Source organism: Citrobacter sp. Cpo012 (assembly GCF_030333015.1).
GTDB classification, from domain to species: Bacteria; Pseudomonadota; Gammaproteobacteria; order Enterobacterales; family Enterobacteriaceae; genus Citrobacter; species Citrobacter portucalensis.
Map to the genome: position 1 here is coordinate 20,789 of NZ_JAOWGR010000043.1, position 16,875 is coordinate 37,663.

The 16,875-nt window shown below is 50.9% G+C and carries 17 protein-coding genes; 9 read left to right on the forward strand and 8 right to left on the reverse strand.

Features of this window, described 5'->3' with window-relative positions; translation table 11 throughout:
* Nucleotides 1–54 precede the first annotated feature (54 nt).
* A complete protein-coding gene (gene hspQ / locus OGX90_RS20000; RefSeq protein ID WP_003035905.1) occupies nt 55–372 on the forward strand; it encodes a heat shock protein HspQ in 318 nt (105 codons plus the stop codon).
* A 67-nt stretch (nt 373–439) separates the two neighbouring features.
* Here the strand turns inward: hspQ and OGX90_RS20005 are convergent, their stop codons facing one another.
* Nucleotides 440–853 (reverse strand): CoA-binding protein, encoded by a 414-nt coding sequence (locus OGX90_RS20005; protein WP_153753380.1) that lies wholly within the window; start codon nt 851–853, stop codon nt 440–442.
* 172 nt (nt 854–1,025) lie between these two features.
* Between OGX90_RS20005 and csgI the strand changes: the two genes are divergently transcribed.
* Nucleotides 1,026–1,688 carry a curli synthesis inhibitor gene (gene csgI, locus OGX90_RS20010; RefSeq protein WP_016149882.1) on the forward strand — a complete coding sequence of 221 codons (663 nt, stop codon included), beginning with the start codon at nt 1,026–1,028 and terminating at the stop codon, nt 1,686–1,688.
* 93 nt (nt 1,689–1,781) lie between these two features.
* On the forward strand, nt 1,782–2,240 hold the full coding sequence (gene mgsA / locus OGX90_RS20015; RefSeq protein WP_003035897.1) for a methylglyoxal synthase: 459 nt from the start codon (nt 1,782–1,784) through the stop codon (nt 2,238–2,240).
* Nucleotides 2,241–2,272: 32 nt separating this feature from the next.
* On the opposite strand, the gene helD is transcribed toward mgsA, so the two are convergent.
* Complete coding sequence (gene helD / locus OGX90_RS20020; RefSeq protein WP_234692928.1) at nt 2,273–4,327, reverse strand: DNA helicase IV; 2,055 nt, start codon at nt 4,325–4,327, stop codon at nt 2,273–2,275.
* A 125-nt stretch (nt 4,328–4,452) separates the two neighbouring features.
* Between helD and OGX90_RS20025 the strand changes: the two genes are divergently transcribed.
* Together OGX90_RS20025 and yccS are read left to right on the forward strand one after the other, a co-directional pair.
* The gene (locus OGX90_RS20025) at nt 4,453–4,899 is read left to right on the forward strand and encodes a YccF domain-containing protein (RefSeq protein WP_003831998.1); all 447 of its coding nucleotides are present in this window, start codon (nt 4,453–4,455) and stop codon (nt 4,897–4,899) included.
* A gap of 18 nt (nt 4,900–4,917) precedes the next feature.
* A complete protein-coding gene (yccS, locus tag OGX90_RS20030; protein ID WP_048236463.1) occupies nt 4,918–7,071 on the forward strand; it encodes a YccS family putative transporter in 2,154 nt (717 codons plus the stop codon).
* On the opposite strand, the gene OGX90_RS20035 is transcribed toward yccS, so the two are convergent.
* Entirely contained in the window at nt 7,049–7,663 is a 615-nt protein-coding gene (locus tag OGX90_RS20035) for a TfoX/Sxy family DNA transformation protein (protein WP_003831996.1), read from the reverse strand. The genes yccS and OGX90_RS20035 overlap by 23 nt on opposite strands.
* A gap of 217 nt (nt 7,664–7,880) precedes the next feature.
* On the opposite strand from OGX90_RS20035, the gene sulA reads away from it, so the two are divergent.
* Together sulA and ompA are read left to right on the forward strand one after the other, a co-directional pair.
* Nucleotides 7,881–8,390, forward strand: coding sequence for an SOS-induced cell division inhibitor SulA (gene sulA, locus OGX90_RS20040; RefSeq protein ID WP_008784287.1), 510 nt, complete (start codon nt 7,881–7,883; stop codon nt 8,388–8,390).
* Between the two features lie 357 nt (nt 8,391–8,747).
* Nucleotides 8,748–9,806 (forward strand): porin OmpA, encoded by a 1,059-nt coding sequence (ompA, locus tag OGX90_RS20045; RefSeq protein WP_137377301.1) that lies wholly within the window; start codon nt 8,748–8,750, stop codon nt 9,804–9,806.
* Nucleotides 9,807–9,894: 88 nt separating this feature from the next.
* Here ompA and matP read toward each other — a convergent pair whose 3' ends face one another.
* Nucleotides 9,895–10,347 carry a macrodomain Ter protein MatP gene (matP, locus tag OGX90_RS20050; protein WP_032942905.1) on the reverse strand — a complete coding sequence of 151 codons (453 nt, stop codon included), beginning with the start codon at nt 10,345–10,347 and terminating at the stop codon, nt 9,895–9,897.
* A 185-nt stretch (nt 10,348–10,532) separates the two neighbouring features.
* On the opposite strand from matP, the gene OGX90_RS20055 reads away from it, so the two are divergent.
* Nucleotides 10,533–12,293 (forward strand): AAA family ATPase, encoded by a 1,761-nt coding sequence (locus OGX90_RS20055; protein ID WP_137377300.1) that lies wholly within the window; start codon nt 10,533–10,535, stop codon nt 12,291–12,293.
* Nucleotides 12,294–12,361: 68 nt separating this feature from the next.
* Complete coding sequence (gene fabA / locus OGX90_RS20060; protein ID WP_003035875.1) at nt 12,362–12,880, forward strand: bifunctional 3-hydroxydecanoyl-ACP dehydratase/trans-2-decenoyl-ACP isomerase; 519 nt, start codon at nt 12,362–12,364, stop codon at nt 12,878–12,880.
* A 107-nt stretch (nt 12,881–12,987) separates the two neighbouring features.
* On the opposite strand, the gene rmf is transcribed toward fabA, so the two are convergent.
* From rmf to pqiA, 4 genes are all read right to left on the reverse strand, one after another.
* A complete protein-coding gene (rmf, locus tag OGX90_RS20065) occupies nt 12,988–13,155 on the reverse strand; it encodes a ribosome modulation factor (RefSeq protein WP_003035871.1) in 168 nt (55 codons plus the stop codon).
* A gap of 256 nt (nt 13,156–13,411) precedes the next feature.
* Nucleotides 13,412–13,975 (reverse strand): membrane integrity-associated transporter subunit PqiC, encoded by a 564-nt coding sequence (gene pqiC / locus OGX90_RS20070; RefSeq protein ID WP_048214507.1) that lies wholly within the window; start codon nt 13,973–13,975, stop codon nt 13,412–13,414.
* Complete coding sequence (gene pqiB / locus OGX90_RS20075; protein WP_137377299.1) at nt 13,972–15,612, reverse strand: intermembrane transport protein PqiB; 1,641 nt, start codon at nt 15,610–15,612, stop codon at nt 13,972–13,974. Before pqiB ends, pqiC begins: the two co-directional genes overlap by 4 nt.
* Before the next feature lie 4 nt (nt 15,613–15,616).
* Entirely contained in the window at nt 15,617–16,870 is a 1,254-nt protein-coding gene (pqiA, locus tag OGX90_RS20080) for a membrane integrity-associated transporter subunit PqiA (RefSeq protein ID WP_186413546.1), read from the reverse strand.
* Between the last annotated feature and the right edge of the window lie 5 nt (nt 16,871–16,875).

Sequence of the window (16,875 nt, forward strand, 5' to 3'; positions counted from 1 at the left end):
GAAAAGTGGAATATTACCCTTACATAAAGGGTATCTATTTCCCGGGAGGTGACTATGATTGCCAGCAAATTCGGTATCGGCCAGCAGGTCCGCCATTCCCTGTTAGGTTACCTCGGAGTGGTCGTGGATATCGACCCGGAATATTCGCTTGATCAACCGTCAGCCGATGAGTTGGCGGTTAACGACGAACTTCGCGCCGCTCCCTGGTATCACGTGGTGATGGAAGACGATAATGGTCTGCCAGTGCATACGTATCTGGCCGAAGCACAGCTGAGTAGTGAGCTACAGGAAGAACATCCGGAACAACCGTCGATGGATGAACTGGCGCGAACAATTCGAAAACAGCTTCAGGCCCCGCGCCTGCGCAATTGATGCTAACACAGGCCCGATGGCGATTCGCTAATCGGGCCTGTGCGTTTTGTTCGGCTACAGATCAGCCTTACTTCGCCAGTCCCAACCGCGGGATCTCAATCGCCGGGCAGCGATCCATCACCACCATCATCCCTGCATCGCGAGCCAGCACGGCTGCCTGCTCGTTAATCACGCCGAGCTGCATCCATAGCGTCTTCGCGCCGATGGCAATTGCCTCCTGAGCAACACCCCACGCCGCTTCAGAATTACGGAAGACATCTACCATATCCACTTTCTCTGGTACATCTGCCAGCGTCGCATAGCCCTGCTGCCCCAGCAGCGTTTTTCCGGCAACCTTCGGTGAAACAGGAATAACGTGATAGCCCTGATCGAGTAAATATTTCATCACCCGATAGCTTGGACGATCGGGTTTATCGCTTGCCCCCACCAGCGCAATCGTATGGGTCGTTGTCAAAATGCCAGCAATATCGGTCTCTTTCATCGTTTTCCTCCAGGCTGTTTAGCAAAGTGTACGACAAACCTGCCCCCGCAACCATTCATCCCATACTGGCGCATGAGAGCTAAACTCAAAAATATGTCTATATGTTAGTAAACATGATTATCGAAAAATTTAGATACATCTTATACAGATATTTTCTGGACAGGAGAAACCTATGAAAGCCGGCATTGTGACAGCCTTGATTGCCCTATGTTTGCCGGTAACCGTTTTTGCTACCTCTTTACGTCTGTCTAATGATATTGACCTTCTGGTACTGGACGGAAAAAAAGTCTCCAGCTCATTACTGCGTGGTGCCGACAGTATTGAGCTGGAAAATGGTCGGCACCAGCTCGTGTTTCGCGTAGAAAAAACCATTCGCCTGTCCAGCCACGAAGAACGTCTGTATATTTCGCCTCCGTTGGTCATCAGCTTTGATACCCAACTCGTCAGTCAGGTTAATTTCCACCTCCCACGTCTGAGCAACGAGCGGGATGCAACGCATTTTGATGATGCCCCGCGCGTAGAACTGCTGGATGGGGACTCCATGCCTATACCGGTTAAGCTGGATATTCTGTCAATCACGTCCACCGCAAAAATCGTAGATTATGAAATGGAAACAGAGCGCTATAACAAAGCGGCTAAGCATGCGTCTTTACCGCAATTTGCCACAATGATGGCCGATGACAGTTCGCTGCTTTCCGGGGTGTCAGAACTGGATCGCGTGCCGCCTCAGTCGCAAACACTGACCGAGCAGCGCTTAAAATATTGGTTTCAACAGGCTGACGCACAAACGCGAAGTAACTTCTTACAATGGGCGGAGAAACAACCCCCATCGTGACATTTATGTTCGTATACGCATTTTTTTTGTCTTTCTCTTGCAGCGTCAAGTGCTTCCAGTACTCTGTAACAAGGTTAACTTGGGAGCTGTACTATGGAATTAACGACTCGCACATTGCCAGCGCAGAAACATATTGCGTTGGTCGCACACGATCACTGCAAAAAGATGTTGATGAGCTGGGTTGAACGCCACCAGCCATTACTGGAAAAACACGTTCTGTATGCAACAGGAACAACAGGAAACTTAATTCAACGCGCGACAGGAATGGACGTCAACGCCATGCTGAGCGGCCCGATGGGGGGGGACCAGCAGGTGGGTGCGCTGATTTCAGAAGGGAAAATTGATGTGCTGATTTTCTTCTGGGATCCGCTCAACGCCGTTCCCCACGATCCTGATGTCAAAGCCCTGCTACGCCTGGCCACGGTCTGGAACATTCCAGTCGCCACCAACGTGTCAACGGCTGATTTTATTATCCAGTCGCCAAACTTCAACGACGCAACAGATATCTTGATCCCGGATTACGCCCGTTATCTGGCAGAACGCCTCAAATAAACGCTAAGCAGGCGGTAATTGCCGCCTGCTTTTCAGGGTTTCCTGGTCACCGGAACGTCTAATTGCTTAAGCTCATCAACAAAGCATGATGGCGCGTCTTTGCTAAACAGTAGCCATACCCGATGCCGCGCACGCGTTAGCGCCACATACAGCAACCGTCTCTCTTCCGCATCAGGAAAATCTTCAACAGCCGGGAGTAACGCCTCTTCCATAATCGACTCGCGAGCCGGAGCCGGGAAACCGTCATTCCCTTCATGAAGCCCCATAACAATGACATAATCCGCCTGCTGCCCTTTGCTGGCATGAATAGTCATAAAATCCAGCTGCAGCTTGGGCCAGCGGGTGGCCGCTTTGTCCAGGCTGGCAGGTTTGAGATGATGGTATCGCGCCAGCACCAGAATTCTCTCTTCGGCTTTTACAAAACCCGACAGCTTATCCAGCAACAGATCTAACTGGCTTTCGTCGAGCAACGTGACGGCTTTTTTATCACCGGTCGCCAGACTGTTCAGCGGTTTTGTGAGCTGGTGTGGGTTTTGTTGGATAAACTGGTTTGCAACTTCGCCAATACGGCTATTAAAACGGTAAGTCGTATCCAGATTACAGCTATCGCCCTCACCAAAATTTTGCTGGAATGCGGTTGTCAGAGAAAGCTGTGCTCCGCTGAACCGGTAAATGGCCTGCCAGTCATCTCCCACGGCAAACAGCGTGGTCTGCGAGTTTTGCTTACGCAAGGCGGCTAACAGGGCGGCGCGCTGAGGGGAAATATCCTGAAATTCATCGACCAGAATATGTTTCCACGGACTGATAAACCGCCCCTTCTCCAGAATGACAATAGCCTGATGGATCAACCCGGAGAAATCGACGGCATTCTCATCCTTCAGGGCACTCTTCCAGGCCTTGAGCAGCGGCGCCATTAGCTTTATGCGTTTACTGAACAGATCACGGATCTCCTCCGGAGCATTAGCAATCATCTCCGCCTGTGCTCCGCCATGCATACGCATCAAACTAACCCAGCGATCCAACCGGGAAGCCAGACGGCGCTGTAATTTTTCGTCATCCCAGAAGTTACCTTCGGGTACAGACCACTGCATTTCTTCTTCTAACCATTGTCGCCAACCTTTAGCCTGAGCCTTTTTCTCACTGCACTGCTGACGCCAGGTTGTTATAAAGAGTTTGTTGCGCGCGATAGCATCATTTTCCAGCTTGCTCACCGTTGGAACTTTTTTGCTACCTTGCGAAATAATGTGCAACGCCAGTGAATGGAACGTCCGTGCGGTGACCTCATCCGTATGCAGACGCTCACGGATGCGGTCATCCATCTCCTGGGCGGCTTTGCGTCCAAACGCCAGCAACAGGATTTGTTCTGGTGCGGCTTCTCCTCGTGCAAGCAACCAACCAGCCCGGGCAACCAACACAGATGTTTTACCGCTTCCAGCACCTGCAAGTACCAACAATGATTGCTCACCGTTCACCACCGCGCGCGCCTGAGCAGGGTTCAACGGCGAAGATTCAACATGCTGGAAAAACTCGGCATACTCTTCCAACATTGCATCGGTGTACGCCTGATTGTGCTGTAAGCGACAGGCTTCAATGTCTTTCAACCATGCCTGGCATTGACGTAACGCCTCCCGGCAATTTTCAAATTCCTCCAGCCGATTAACCGGGAGCGGTAACGCGGCAAAGGCACGGCGAATCTGCTGCTGCAGCCCTGACGTTTGTTCGCGCGTCAGCCATTTACTTTCACTAGTACGCGCCGCTATCGCATCCAACTGCTGCTGTAAAACCCCCGCAGCAACGTCACTCATTTCCTGGCTCCACTGTTGCCAGAGTGCATTTAAATGATGATGGAAGCGCTGGGTTTCCGCCCACTCTGTACCGTGAAGACGAACCACCTTCTCATCCGGGAGTACAAACTCCAGCTCGCCCCATACCAGGCCGCGTTTGCAATGAATAGCCAGTAACTGATTGAAGGGAATAAGATACTCGTGACGATCGCCGGAAACTTTAATCCCGGCATTGAGAATAACGGCCCGATCGTAAGGGTGTTGTGCCAGACGTTTTCCAAGAGAAGTTGCTTTCAGTTCCATAAGACTCAAGCGGATCCACACGAAGAGGTTTGCTTATCAGTGTAACCGCCAGAGAAAACGTGCTCCAGCCCAAAAAAACGTTACAATTGCCGAATTCACAGAAAACCAGAGTTAACCGAGGGTTTATGCGTACTGTTCTGAATATTTTAAATTTTGTGCTTGGGGGGTTCGCCACTACCTTGGCCTGGTTACTGGCAACGCTGGTCAGTGTCGTGCTTATTTTTACTTTACCCTTGACCCGTTCATGCTGGGAGATAACCCGACTTTCGCTGTTTCCCTATGGTAACGAAGCGATTCATGTCGATGAACTGAATCCGGCCGGTAAAAGCGTCCTGTTAAATACCGGCGGCACCGTGCTCAATATTTTCTGGCTGATTTTCTTCGGCTGGTGGTTGTGCCTGATGCACATCATCTCTGGTATTGCCCAGTGCATAACGATTATTGGTATTCCGGTTGGCATTGCGAACTTTAAAATCGCTGCCATTGCGCTCTGGCCGGTGGGTCGCCGGGTGGTTTCAGTAGAAGTTGCCCGTGCAGCGCGTGAAGCCAATGCACGTCGTCGTTTTGAATAATCAGGACCGATGGCCTTTATGTTAAGTCCTCTGCTCAAACGCTATACCTGGAACAGCACATGGCTGTACTACGTGCGGATTTTTATCGCGCTATGCGGCACAACGGCGCTACCCTGGTGGCTGGGTGACGTCAAGCTGACTATCCCACTCACGCTAGGTATGGTCGCTGCCGCACTTACCGATCTGGACGATCGTCTCGCAGGCCGATTGCGCAATTTAATCATCACACTGGTGTGCTTTTTTATTGCCTCAGCCTCCGTTGAACTGCTCTTCCCATGGCCATGGCTGTTTGCTATTGGGTTAACGCTTTCCACCAGCGGCTTTATTCTGCTGGGGGGATTAGGCCAGCGCTATGCAACTATTGCTTTTGGTGCATTGCTGATCGCCATTTACACGATGCTGGGCACCTCGCTTTACGATCAGTGGTATCAACAACCCATCCTGCTGCTCGCTGGCGCTATCTGGTATAACCTGCTGACGCTCACCGGTCATCTTCTGTTCCCCATCCGCCCCTTACAGGACAATCTTGCACGCAGCTACGAACAGTTAGCGCACTACCTGGAACTGAAATCGCGTCTTTTTGACCCCGACATAGAAGATGAAAGCCAGGCACCGTTGTATGATTTAGCTCTCGCGAATGGCCAACTGATGGCAACGCTGAATCAGACTAAAGTGTCGCTGTTGACGCGCCTGCGCGGTGACCGTGGACAACGAGGAACACGTCGCACGCTACATTACTATTTTGTGGCGCAGGATATTCATGAACGCGCAAGCTCTTCACACATTCAGTATCAAACGCTACGCGATCATTTCCGTCACAGCGATGTGATGTTCCGTTTCCAGCGGTTGATGTCGATGCAAGGGCAAGCCTGTTCACAATTATCTCGCTGTATTTTATTGCGCACGCCTTACCAGCACGATCCGCACTTTGAGCGCGCCTTCACCCATATAGATGCCGCACTTGAGCGCATGCGTGCCAGTGGTGAACCTGCCGACCTGCTCAATACGCTGGGTTTTTTACTGTCAAACCTACGGGCAATCGACGCGCAGCTTGCTACCATAGAGTCTGAACAGGCTCAGGTACTCTCGCGCAATGAGTCTGAAAATCAGCTTGCCGATGACAGTCCCCATGGATTCAGTGATATCTGGTTACGTCTGAGCCGTAATTTCACCCCTGAGTCTGCTCTGTTTCGCCATGCCGTTCGCATGTCGTTAGTGCTCTGTGTTGGTTACGCCATTATCCAGATAACCGGCATGAATCACGGATACTGGATCTTGCTGACCAGCCTGTTTGTCTGTCAGCCAAACTACAACGCCACCCGACATCGCCTGGCGCTCAGGATTATCGGCACGTTGGTTGGGATTGCCATTGGTTTACCGATCCTGTGGTTTGTGCCCTCTCTCGAAGGGCAACTGATACTCCTGGTGATCACTGGTGTACTGTTTTTTGCCTTTCGCAACGTCCAGTATGCTCACGCCACCATGTTTATCACGCTGCTGGTGTTACTGTGCTTTAACCTGCTCGGCGAAGGCTTTGAGGTTGCGCTGCCGCGTGTCATCGATACGCTAATTGGCTGTGCTATCGCCTGGGCTGCTGTCAGTTTCATCTGGCCAGACTGGCGTTTTCGTAACCTACCACGGGTAATTGAACGGGCGACTGACGCTAACTGCCGCTACCTTGATGCTATTCTCGAGCAATATCATCAGGGCCGTGATAATCGTCTGGCCTACCGTATCGCTCGCCGTGATGCGCATAATCGTGATGCTGAACTCGCCTCCGTGGTATCAAACATGTCAAGCGAGCCGGATGTCACGGCCCAAACCCGCGAAACGGCGTTCCGTTTACTGTGTCTCAACCATACGTTTACCAGCTATATTTCTGCGCTGGGCGCACATCGCGAACAACTGACCAATCCAGACGTTTTGGCATTGCTGGATGACGCTGTTTGCTATGTTGATGATGCCCTTCACCATCAACCCGCTGACGAGCAGCGTGTATATCAGGCGTTAGAAGGGCTGAAGCAGCGAATTCAGCACCTGGAACCACGCCCGGACAGTAAAGAGCCGCTGGTCGTTCAGCAAGTTGGGCTATTGATCGCCCTGCTCCCAGAGATCCGGCGATTACAGCAGCAAATTGACGTGCTGCCGTCTAATACCCCGGCTCCGGCGTAAGAGAACTTACCCACTCAACCAGCTCCTGGCGACGCGTCGCCGGGAGCGCGGCTTCATGTATCCCCCCTACCGCGCCTTCAAGGGCATAGAGTACTTTTACCGTCAGAGCCGGGTTATTTTGCCGAAGTTTCAGCCAGCACATTTGTGCCCCCAACGATCGCATGGTCCCCTCATCTTTAATTCCAGCTTCATTCAACAGAGTCTCCAGATGAAACGTCATATTCGGCAATTCCCGCAGACGATGCTGGGCAAAGCGACTCTGTTTTTCCTTAACCGCTGCATCCAACGAATATCGCGATAGCGACACCAGCTGCTGCTGGTTTTGCCACAGGGCATCGTTCACCTGGTAATAATTAAGTACAAGAGGACGTCCGCGCTTAATAAATGTCAGCCAGACAGGAGAATTTTGTACACAATACTGGGCGCTCTGCTCACAGGCGCGAAGATACAGCTCACCATTAGCGACCATGGCAAAGACCGTATCGCCAACCGTCAGACTGTAGCCACCAAACAGTGAGCGATAGTGAATTGTCCCCAGAGAAGCCAGATATTCCTGCGATTTATAGATCCTTGCATAAGAAAGCTCTTTCATAAAAATCCTTTTTAAATCATAACGTAAGCAAATGATTTTCAGTAGCGGATCCGTTAATGACGAAAATAGGCAACTTATGCGTATGGGGCAAGATGAATTTTATTTTTCCCGTGACGACGACTAAAAAATGCGAACCTGTTTCCGAAAATAAGGTTGATCTTTGTTGATGGCAGGGTTACTGTATATCCATACAGTAACTCACAGGGCTGGATTGATTATGTACACTTCAGGCTATGCAAATCGTTCATCGTCGTTCTCTTCCACATCAAGCAACATTGCGCGCGTTTCATCAGAGAACGCAACCGCTGGGCTTATCAGTGAAGTTGTCTATCGCGAGGACCAGCCCATGATGACACAACTGCTGCTGCTTCCCCTGCTGCAACAGTTAGGGCAACAATCACGCTGGCAGCTGTGGCTGACGCCTCAGCAAAAATTAAGCCGGGAGTGGGTGCAGTCAGCTGGACTTCCATTGACGAAAGTCATGCAAATTAGTCAGCTCTCCCCCTGCAATACGCTGGAATCGATGATTCGTGCGCTGCGCACGGGTAATTACAGCGTCGTTATTGGCTGGCTGGCGGAAGAATTAACGGAAGATGAACATGCCGAACTGGTCAAAGCGGCTGATGAAGGTAATGCGATGGGTTTTATCATGCGTCCGGTTCGCGCCCAGACACTTGCGGGGAGACAGCATTCCGGGCTAAAAATTCACTCGAATTTGTATCATTGAGTAAAATTAGGATTTATCCTGGAATTTTTTTTCATCTCTCAATTTGTCTTTGAGCTGTAATGTGTTTTTCGTCTGAACGCTTGTCTGAAGCGGTTTTCAGGATATCCTCAGTACATTTATTCAGCCATAAATGTTAAATATTGTGTATACAAGCCTTTTTTTTTCATATGCCTGACGGACTTCACACTTGTAAGTTTTCAACTACGTTGTAGACTTTACATCGCCAGGGGTGCTCGGCGTAAGCCGCAGATATCGGTAGAGTAACTATTGAACTGGTCCCCGGGTGAAGGATTTAACCGTGTTATCTCTCTTCGGAGATATTCATGGCGAATTTTGGATGATAACGAGGCGCAAAAAATGAAAAAGACAGCTATCGCAATTGCAGTGGCACTGGCTGGTTTCGCTACCGTGGCGCAGGCCGCTCCGAAAGATAACACCTGGTACGCTGGTGCTAAAATGGGCTGGTCTCAGTACCATGATATTGGCAACAACCAGATCAATAACACCGGGCCTACCCACGAAAGCCAACTGGGTGCCGGTGCGTTCGGTGGTTATCAGGTTAACCCGTACGTTGGTTTCGAAATGGGTTATGACTGGTTAGGTCGTATGCCGTACAAAGGCACTGCCGACACTACCAATCAAAATGGCGCTTTCAAAGCTCAGGGCGTTCAGTTGACCGCTAAACTGGGTTACCCAATCACTGACGATCTGGACGTTTATACTCGTCTGGGTGGTATGGTTTGGCGTGCAGACGCTAAAAGCAGCAGCGGCTTCAAAGACCACGACACTGGTGTATCCCCAGTATTCGCTGGTGGCGTAGAGTATGCAATTACTCCTGAAATCGCCACCCGTCTGGAATACCAGTGGACCAACAACATCGGTGACGCGAACACCGTTGGTGGTCGTCCGGATAACGGCCTGTTGAGCGTTGGTGTTTCTTACCGTTTCGGTCAGCAGGAAGAAGCAGCTCCAGTAGTTGTTGCTCCGGCTCCGGCTCCAGAAGTACAGACCAAGCACTTCACTCTGAAGTCTGACGTTCTGTTCAACTTCAACAAAGCAACTCTGAAACCAGAAGGCCAGCAGGCTCTGGATCAGATGTACAGCCAGCTGAGCAACCTGGATCCGAAAGACGGTTCCGTAGTAGTTCTGGGCTTCACTGACCGTATCGGTTCTGACGCTTACAACCAGGCTCTGTCCGAGAAACGTGCTCAGTCCGTTGTTGATTACCTGATCTCTAAAGGTATTCCTTCTGACAAAATCTCTGCACGTGGCATGGGTGAATCCAACCCAGTTACTGGCAACACCTGTGACAACGTGAAAGCTCGCGCTGCACTGATCGACTGCCTGGCTCCGGATCGTCGTGTTGAGATCGAAGTTAAAGGCATCAAAGACGTTGTAACTCAGCCTCAGGCTTAAGTTATCGTCTTATAAAAAACCCCGCTATGCGGGGTTTTTTTTCATCTGTTTTCATCCAAAGTAAGCCACGCATTAAACCAGCCGACCGCTACTCTTTCCCCAGCAACGCCTGTAAATCCTGTTTCAATGTCGACATTTTGTTCGCGTACTTCTCTTTATGCTCTGCGTCTTCAATTAGCTGCACAATAGTTTCAGAAAGCGTTTTTCCGCGCCGCTGCGCAAGACCAGCCAGACGCTGCCAGACCATAAATTCCAGATCGATGGATTTCTTCCGGGTATGCTGATGCTCAGCATTAAAGTGCCGCTTGCGCCTGGCACGTATGGTTTGTTTCATACGATTAAGCAGCGCAGGATTCATGTGTTCTTCAATCCAGCTATTGACCCGAACCGGTTCATTTTCGAGGGTTAGCAATAAATCAACGGCTTCTTTGGCAGCGCTGGCCTCGACGTAACGGGTGATTAATTCCCCCTCACGATGCTTCTTCACCAGATACTTCCATTTCCAGCCGCTTTCAAGGTTTTCAAGTTGTTGATATTTCATTGCGATCTCAATGTTACCGTGTAACTCTTATCAGAATATCAGCTTTTTCGGCATCTGAAGAAAAGAATATCCAGCCTGTGAACTGTCGCGTGTCATCACAACCGTTTCACGGTGCTTTCCAGGTGTTTAGTGGTGAGGGTTACGGTATAATCTCGTTTTTTACAACAGACTAAAAAACATCAACTTTGACCATTACGAAACTTGCATGGCGTGATCTGGTTCCTGATACCGACAGTTATCAGGAAGTATTTGCACAGCCGCACGTCACTGACGACACCGACACCTTACTTAGTGATACTCAGCCACGTTTACAATTCGCGCTAGAGCAGCTTCTTCAGCACTGGACAACATCCTCGTTCATGTTGGTAAAAGCACCGGAAGAGCTTGAGTATCTCAACCTTATTGCAAAGGCTGCACGTCCCTTGCACACGGATGCAGGAAGCCTGACTGGCGGTCATTACGACATCTCCGGTCACACTATTCGTTATCGTACAGCTGAGAAAGCGGAAGACAATTTTGCAACGTTGACGCAGGTGGTCAGCGCTGACTGGGCCGAAGCCGAACAACTGTTTGGCTGTCTGCGTCAGTTCAATGGCGAAATTACGCTGCAGCCAGGTCTGGTACATCAGGCCAATGGAGGTGTGCTGGTTATCTCATTGCGCACGCTGTTGGCCCAACCGCTGTTATGGATGCGCCTGAAAGCCATTGTCAGCCACGAGCGTTTTGATTGGGTGGCTTTTGATGAGTCTCGCCCGCTGCCTGTCTCCGTTCCGCCTATGCCGCTTAAACTGAAAGTGATTTTGGTAGGTGAGCGTGAATCGCTGGCGGATTTCCAGGACATGGAACCAGAGCTGGCTGAGCAGGCCATTTACAGCGAGTTTGAAGATAATCTGCAGATAGTGGATGCCGAAACCATGACGCAGTGGTGTCAATGGGTCACGCATACTGCTATGCGCAATAATTTGCCTTACCCCGCTCCTGATGCCTGGCAGGTTCTGATCCGTGAAGCCGTTCGCTATACCGGTGAACAGGATACATTGCCGCTTAACCCGCTGTGGATCACCCGACAGTTCAAAGAGGTGGCTCCGTTATGCGAGGGCGAAACCTGCAACGCTGAACAGTTCAGCCTGATGCTGGCTCAGCGCGAATGGCGTGAGGGATTCCTGGCTGAACGCATGCAGGATGAAATTCTGCAAGAGCAGATCCTTATCGAGACGGAAGGCGAGCGTATTGGCCAGATCAACGCCTTGTCGGTGATTGAGTTTCCGGGCCACCCACGCGCATTTGGCGAGCCTTCTCGTATCAGTTGCGTCGTGCATATTGGCGACGGCGAGTTTACGGATATTGAGCGCAAAGCCGAGCTTGGCGGAAATATTCATGCCAAGGGTATGATGATTATGCAGGCGTTCCTGATGTCGGAACTCCAGCTGGAGCAACAAATCCCCTTCTCTGCCTCGCTGACCTTTGAGCAATCTTACAGTGAGGTGGACGGTGACAGCGCGTCTATGGCAGAACTGTGCGCATTGATTAGCGCTCTCGCCGACGTTCCTGTAAATCAAAGTATCGCCATTACCGGTTCTGTCGATCAGTTTGGTCGGGCACAACCTGTCGGTGGTCTGAATGAGAAAATTGAAGGTTTCTTCACCATCTGCCAGCAGCGTGAGCTGACGGGCACGCAGGGCGTTATCATTCCTTCGGCTAACGTTAGACACCTCAGCCTGCAGCCTGCGCTGCTACAGGCCATAGAAGAAGAAAAATTCACTATCTGGGCGGTGGACGACGTGACCGATGCGCTGCCACTGTTGTTAAATCTGGTGTGGGATGGCGAAGGCCAGACAACGCTGATGCAAACCATTCAGGAGCGTATTGCCACGGCAACGCAACAGGAAGGTCGTCACCGTTTTCCATGGCCGCTACGTTGGCTGAACTGGATTATTCCGAACTGATCGGACTTGTTCAGCGTACACGTGTTAGCTATCCTGCGTGCTTCAATAAAATAAGGCTTACAGAGAACATGGTAGATAAACGCGAATCCTATACGAAAGAAGACCTTCTTGCCTCTGGTCGCGGTGAGCTGTTTGGCGCTAAAGGGCCACAACTGCCAGCACCAAGCATGCTGATGATGGACCGTGTCATCAAGATGACCGAAACCGGTGGCAACTTTGACAAAGGTTATGTTGAAGCTGAACTGGATATCAACCCAGACCTGTGGTTCTTCGGTTGTCACTTTATCGGCGATCCGGTGATGCCGGGCTGCCTGGGTCTCGACGCCATGTGGCAACTGGTTGGATTCTATCTCGGCTGGCTGGGCGGCGAAGGTAAAGGCCGTGCGCTGGGCGTAGGCGAAGTTAAATTCACCGGCCAGGTTCTGCCGACCGCGAAGAAAGTCACTTACCGCATTCACTTCAAACGCATCGTTAACCGTCGCCTGATCATGGGCCTGGCAGATGGTGAAGTGCTGGTTGATGGTCGTCTGATCTACACTGCAAACGATCTGAAAGTGGGTCTGTTCCAGGACACTTCCGCGTTCTAATCCAGAACTGCGAAGCAGCCAGACATTAACGTTTTCCCGTTTTATCTGGTGTGCAAAAAGGCGAAACCTCCGCTCTGCGGAGGTTTCTTTTATCTAAAGAGACAGAATCAGGCCATTAAAACCCTATCCCCCATGGCTTCTCGCCAGCCTCCCAGCCAGTATGACCTCTGATTCAGCGTCTGATAGGGACACATTTCTTTTGAGCGTCCGGCAATGCCGGCCTGATATCCACGTTGATGTGCCCGTTCCAGGCGATCTCGTTTTTGTCTCTTCATGCCTCGTTTCCCTCATTTTTGGGTCTGGTGGAAAAGAAAACAGTGATTACTAAGTGTGCAATCACACTAAACGAATACCCCTAAACATCAGGCTCGTCAATGCGCAAAATTCACGCCAGTGTCATATTTGTGAGCTACTCGCTAAATCATTTGTACAAAAATAGTCAGTCAGAACAGCTATCTCCACGGCTAATAAAATAAAAAAAACCGCCCCGGGCAATGAACCAGGGGCGGCATAATTTACAATTATTTAAGCTTAAGGGATGCGTTTCAGCTCTTGAGCAATGGCCGTTGCTTCCTGACTCCAGGCGTTGGCAAGAACCTTCACCATCTCATCGTAGCCGTCTTTCGTCTGCACAACTTCGATGTGGAACGGGCGTTTGATCAGTTGTCCCTGGTGATTCAGCAACCATTCACCGCTCACAATAACCTTACCATCGTACCGACCGTGGAAGCCGGTTACGGTCACGTTCAGCGTATCCTGAGTGCTTCCCAGCGGCTGTGAAGCGACAACCCAGCCAGGCAACTGCATACTGAGGTTCGCAACCAGTGTATTGCGCAATTGCTGATCTAATGGGCTGGCCCAGAGATTATTATTGGCTATCACATATTGCACATCGCTGGTCTGGTAAACCACCCCATTACCGGCCAGATAATCAGGTACCGCAATCTGTTCAACCCACAGCAGACGGTTTCCCTGATTGGCGGAGCTCTGCACACCGCCTTGTGCGATAGGGAGCTGGTAATAGCTTTTATTTTCTCCGCTGGAGCTGCATGACGTCAGCCAGACCGCCATCATCACCACTAGCCACTTTTTCATTGTTTCGCCCTCTTCGGCTCTGGATCTTTTTTGTCCTTCGCTTCAAATACCAGCGCATTACTCTTATCGTTCAACGTTTTCAGTACCGGTTGCAGTTCACGCAGTACCTGATCAAGACGCTGCATATCCGCCACCATCTTGTTGTAGGCCGCGGAACCAGGCTGGAAGCCCTGCATACTACGATTCAGTTCACGTAGCGTGTTCTGCATATCCGCCGGCAGATCCTGCATCGACTGGCTGGACGTGATCTTGTTCATGTTATCCAGCGTGGTTTGCAGATGTTTCATTGTGCGCTGGCTTTCCGACAGCGTATTGGTTGCCTGCTCAATCATCGGGTTCAGCGGCAGATTGTTAATCTTATCCAGCGCTTCCATCAGACGCTGTTGGATCTGCGCCAGACCACCGCTCACGGTCGGAATAATTTGATAACCATTAAATTCGCGCACACCGGTAATCGGCGGCTCTTTCGGGTAGAAGTCGAGATCGACATACAGCGCGCCGGTCACCAGGTTCCCGGTTTTCAGCGATGCCCGTAATCCGCGTTTAAGCAATTCCGCCAGATGAGCGCCAACATCGGTATCTTCTCCCAGCTGCGCCTTCAGACGTTCAGGTTCAATACGCACCAGCACCGGAATGCGGTAATCATTGTTAAATACCTGACGCATATTCGGTGAGAAGAAAGGTACTTTACTCACCGTACCCAAGCGGATGCCACGGAATTCCAGCGGTGCACCAGGCTGTAGGCCACGAATCGAATCTTTAAAGAACATCAGGTAATCAATATGATCGGTATACAGGGAATCCTGAATACTTTTTTGATCGTCATAGAGGTTAAATGAGGCCTGCTGCTCAACCGGTTGACCTTGTTCCAGTCCTTCGGGCACATCAAAACTTACACCACCGCCAAACAGCGTGGAGAGCGATCCCATTTCTACGCGCATACCTGCTGAGGTAAGATCTACGGCGATCCCGCTGTCTTTCCAGAAACGTACATTGCTGGTCACCAGACGATCGTTAGGCGCATTGATGAAAAGCTGATAGCTGATCGTACGCTTTTGCGCATCAAACGTGCTGGTTTCAACCGAGCCCACACGATAACCGCGGAAAAGCACCGGATCGCCTGGACTCAACTGACCGGCTTTTTTGCTGTCCAGAATCACACGGATCCCTTTTGCATCTGGCGGGGCCAGCGGCGGTGAATCCAGCAGTTGGTAATTTTCCAGCTTACTGCCTTTATTGCCAGGCTGCAGTTCAATATAAGCCCCGGACAATAGCGTGCCGAGCCCACTGATACCTTCACGTCCAACCTGCGGCTTCACCACCCAAAAGACAGAATCTTTATGCAGCAGCTTTTCCATTCCGGAGTTAAGACGCGCTTTAATCTCCACATGGGTCAAATCATCAGTCAGGGTTGCGCTCTCGACGATACCGACATCCACGCTGCGGCTTTTAATCGTCGTTTTGCCCCCTTCAATACCTTCGGCATTGGTGGTAATCAGCGTGACTTCCGGCCCCTGATGACTGTAGTGATAAAACAGAACCCACGCGCCAATGAGTGCAGTAACGATAGGGAATATCCACACAGGCGACCAGTTTTTTACCTTTTGCACTTTGGCTTCCCCACTTTTAGATTCCATGCTGTCAGGACTCCTCATGGCCTGGTTCTGGTTCACGGTCCCACGACAGACGCGGATCAAATGTCATCGCAGAAAACATTGTCATAATGACGACTAAAGCAAACATCAAAGCACCCATTGCAGGATAAATGTTCATTAACCCTCCCATGCGCACCAGCGCAGAGAGTACCGCAATCACAAAGACGTCGATCATTGACCAGCGACCGACAAATTCCACAACTTCATAAATCAGGTGCATACGTTCGCTGTCGCGTTTGCCGTGCCCTTTGGCATCCCAGCATAGCCAGGCAATGGCGATCATTTTCAACGTCGGCACCATAATACTGGCGATAAAAATAACCGCAGCCACCGGGTAAGAGCCTTCGCTCCAGATTAAAACCACCCCCTCAATTATCGTTGATGGCAGCTTTGACCCGAGCAGATCGGTAATCATAATCGGCAAAATATTGGCAGGAAGATAAAGCATGATCGACGTGAACAGTAATGCCAACGTCCATTGCAGACTGTTTTTGCGCCGCACATAGCCTTTCGTCTGGCAGCGCGGACACACCCGTTCATCAGCGGGAAGAACCGCGGTGCAGCAAGAGCAGGAACGCAGTCCCTGTCGAATGCCGGGCACGCCAGGTTTTAACTCCTGCTTAATCACTGGCATTGGCGCAATATCATCCCACAGCCAGCGACGGTCAACGCACTGGAATGCGCGCAGTTGCAAAACGCAAAAGAAGCACCACGGAATAAAGCTGCTGCCCACGCCGATATCGCCGTAAGCCATAAGCTTAACGAAGCTGACCAGCACGCCAGCGAGGAAGATTTCCGCCATCCCCCAGCTTTTTAACTGGAACAGGACGCGTGCAAGACCCGCCTTAAGTCTGGCGGGCATCTGCACCCGATTCACCAGCAGCAGGATAGTCAGCAGGCAAAACGCGGGGACCAACTGCACGAATAATAAAAAGAAGGTGCCGAGACTGGCGTAGTCTTCAGAAAAGAGAACGCTGGGGATCTCCAGCAACGTCACTTCGCTGCTCACCCCTGCAACGTTCATATTCACAAAGGGGAAGAGGTTTGACAGAAGCAGCATGAATAATGCTGCTAATACATAGGCGGTAGGACGCTGCCGCGGCGCGTCCCACTCAACCGTTAACGTAGTGCCACATCGTGGACATGCCGCTTTTTGACCATGCTCAAGGCGAGGTAACGCCACCAGCATGTCACACTGCGAGCACAAAATATGCTTCGCGGCATGGTGATGTTCGCACATATGTG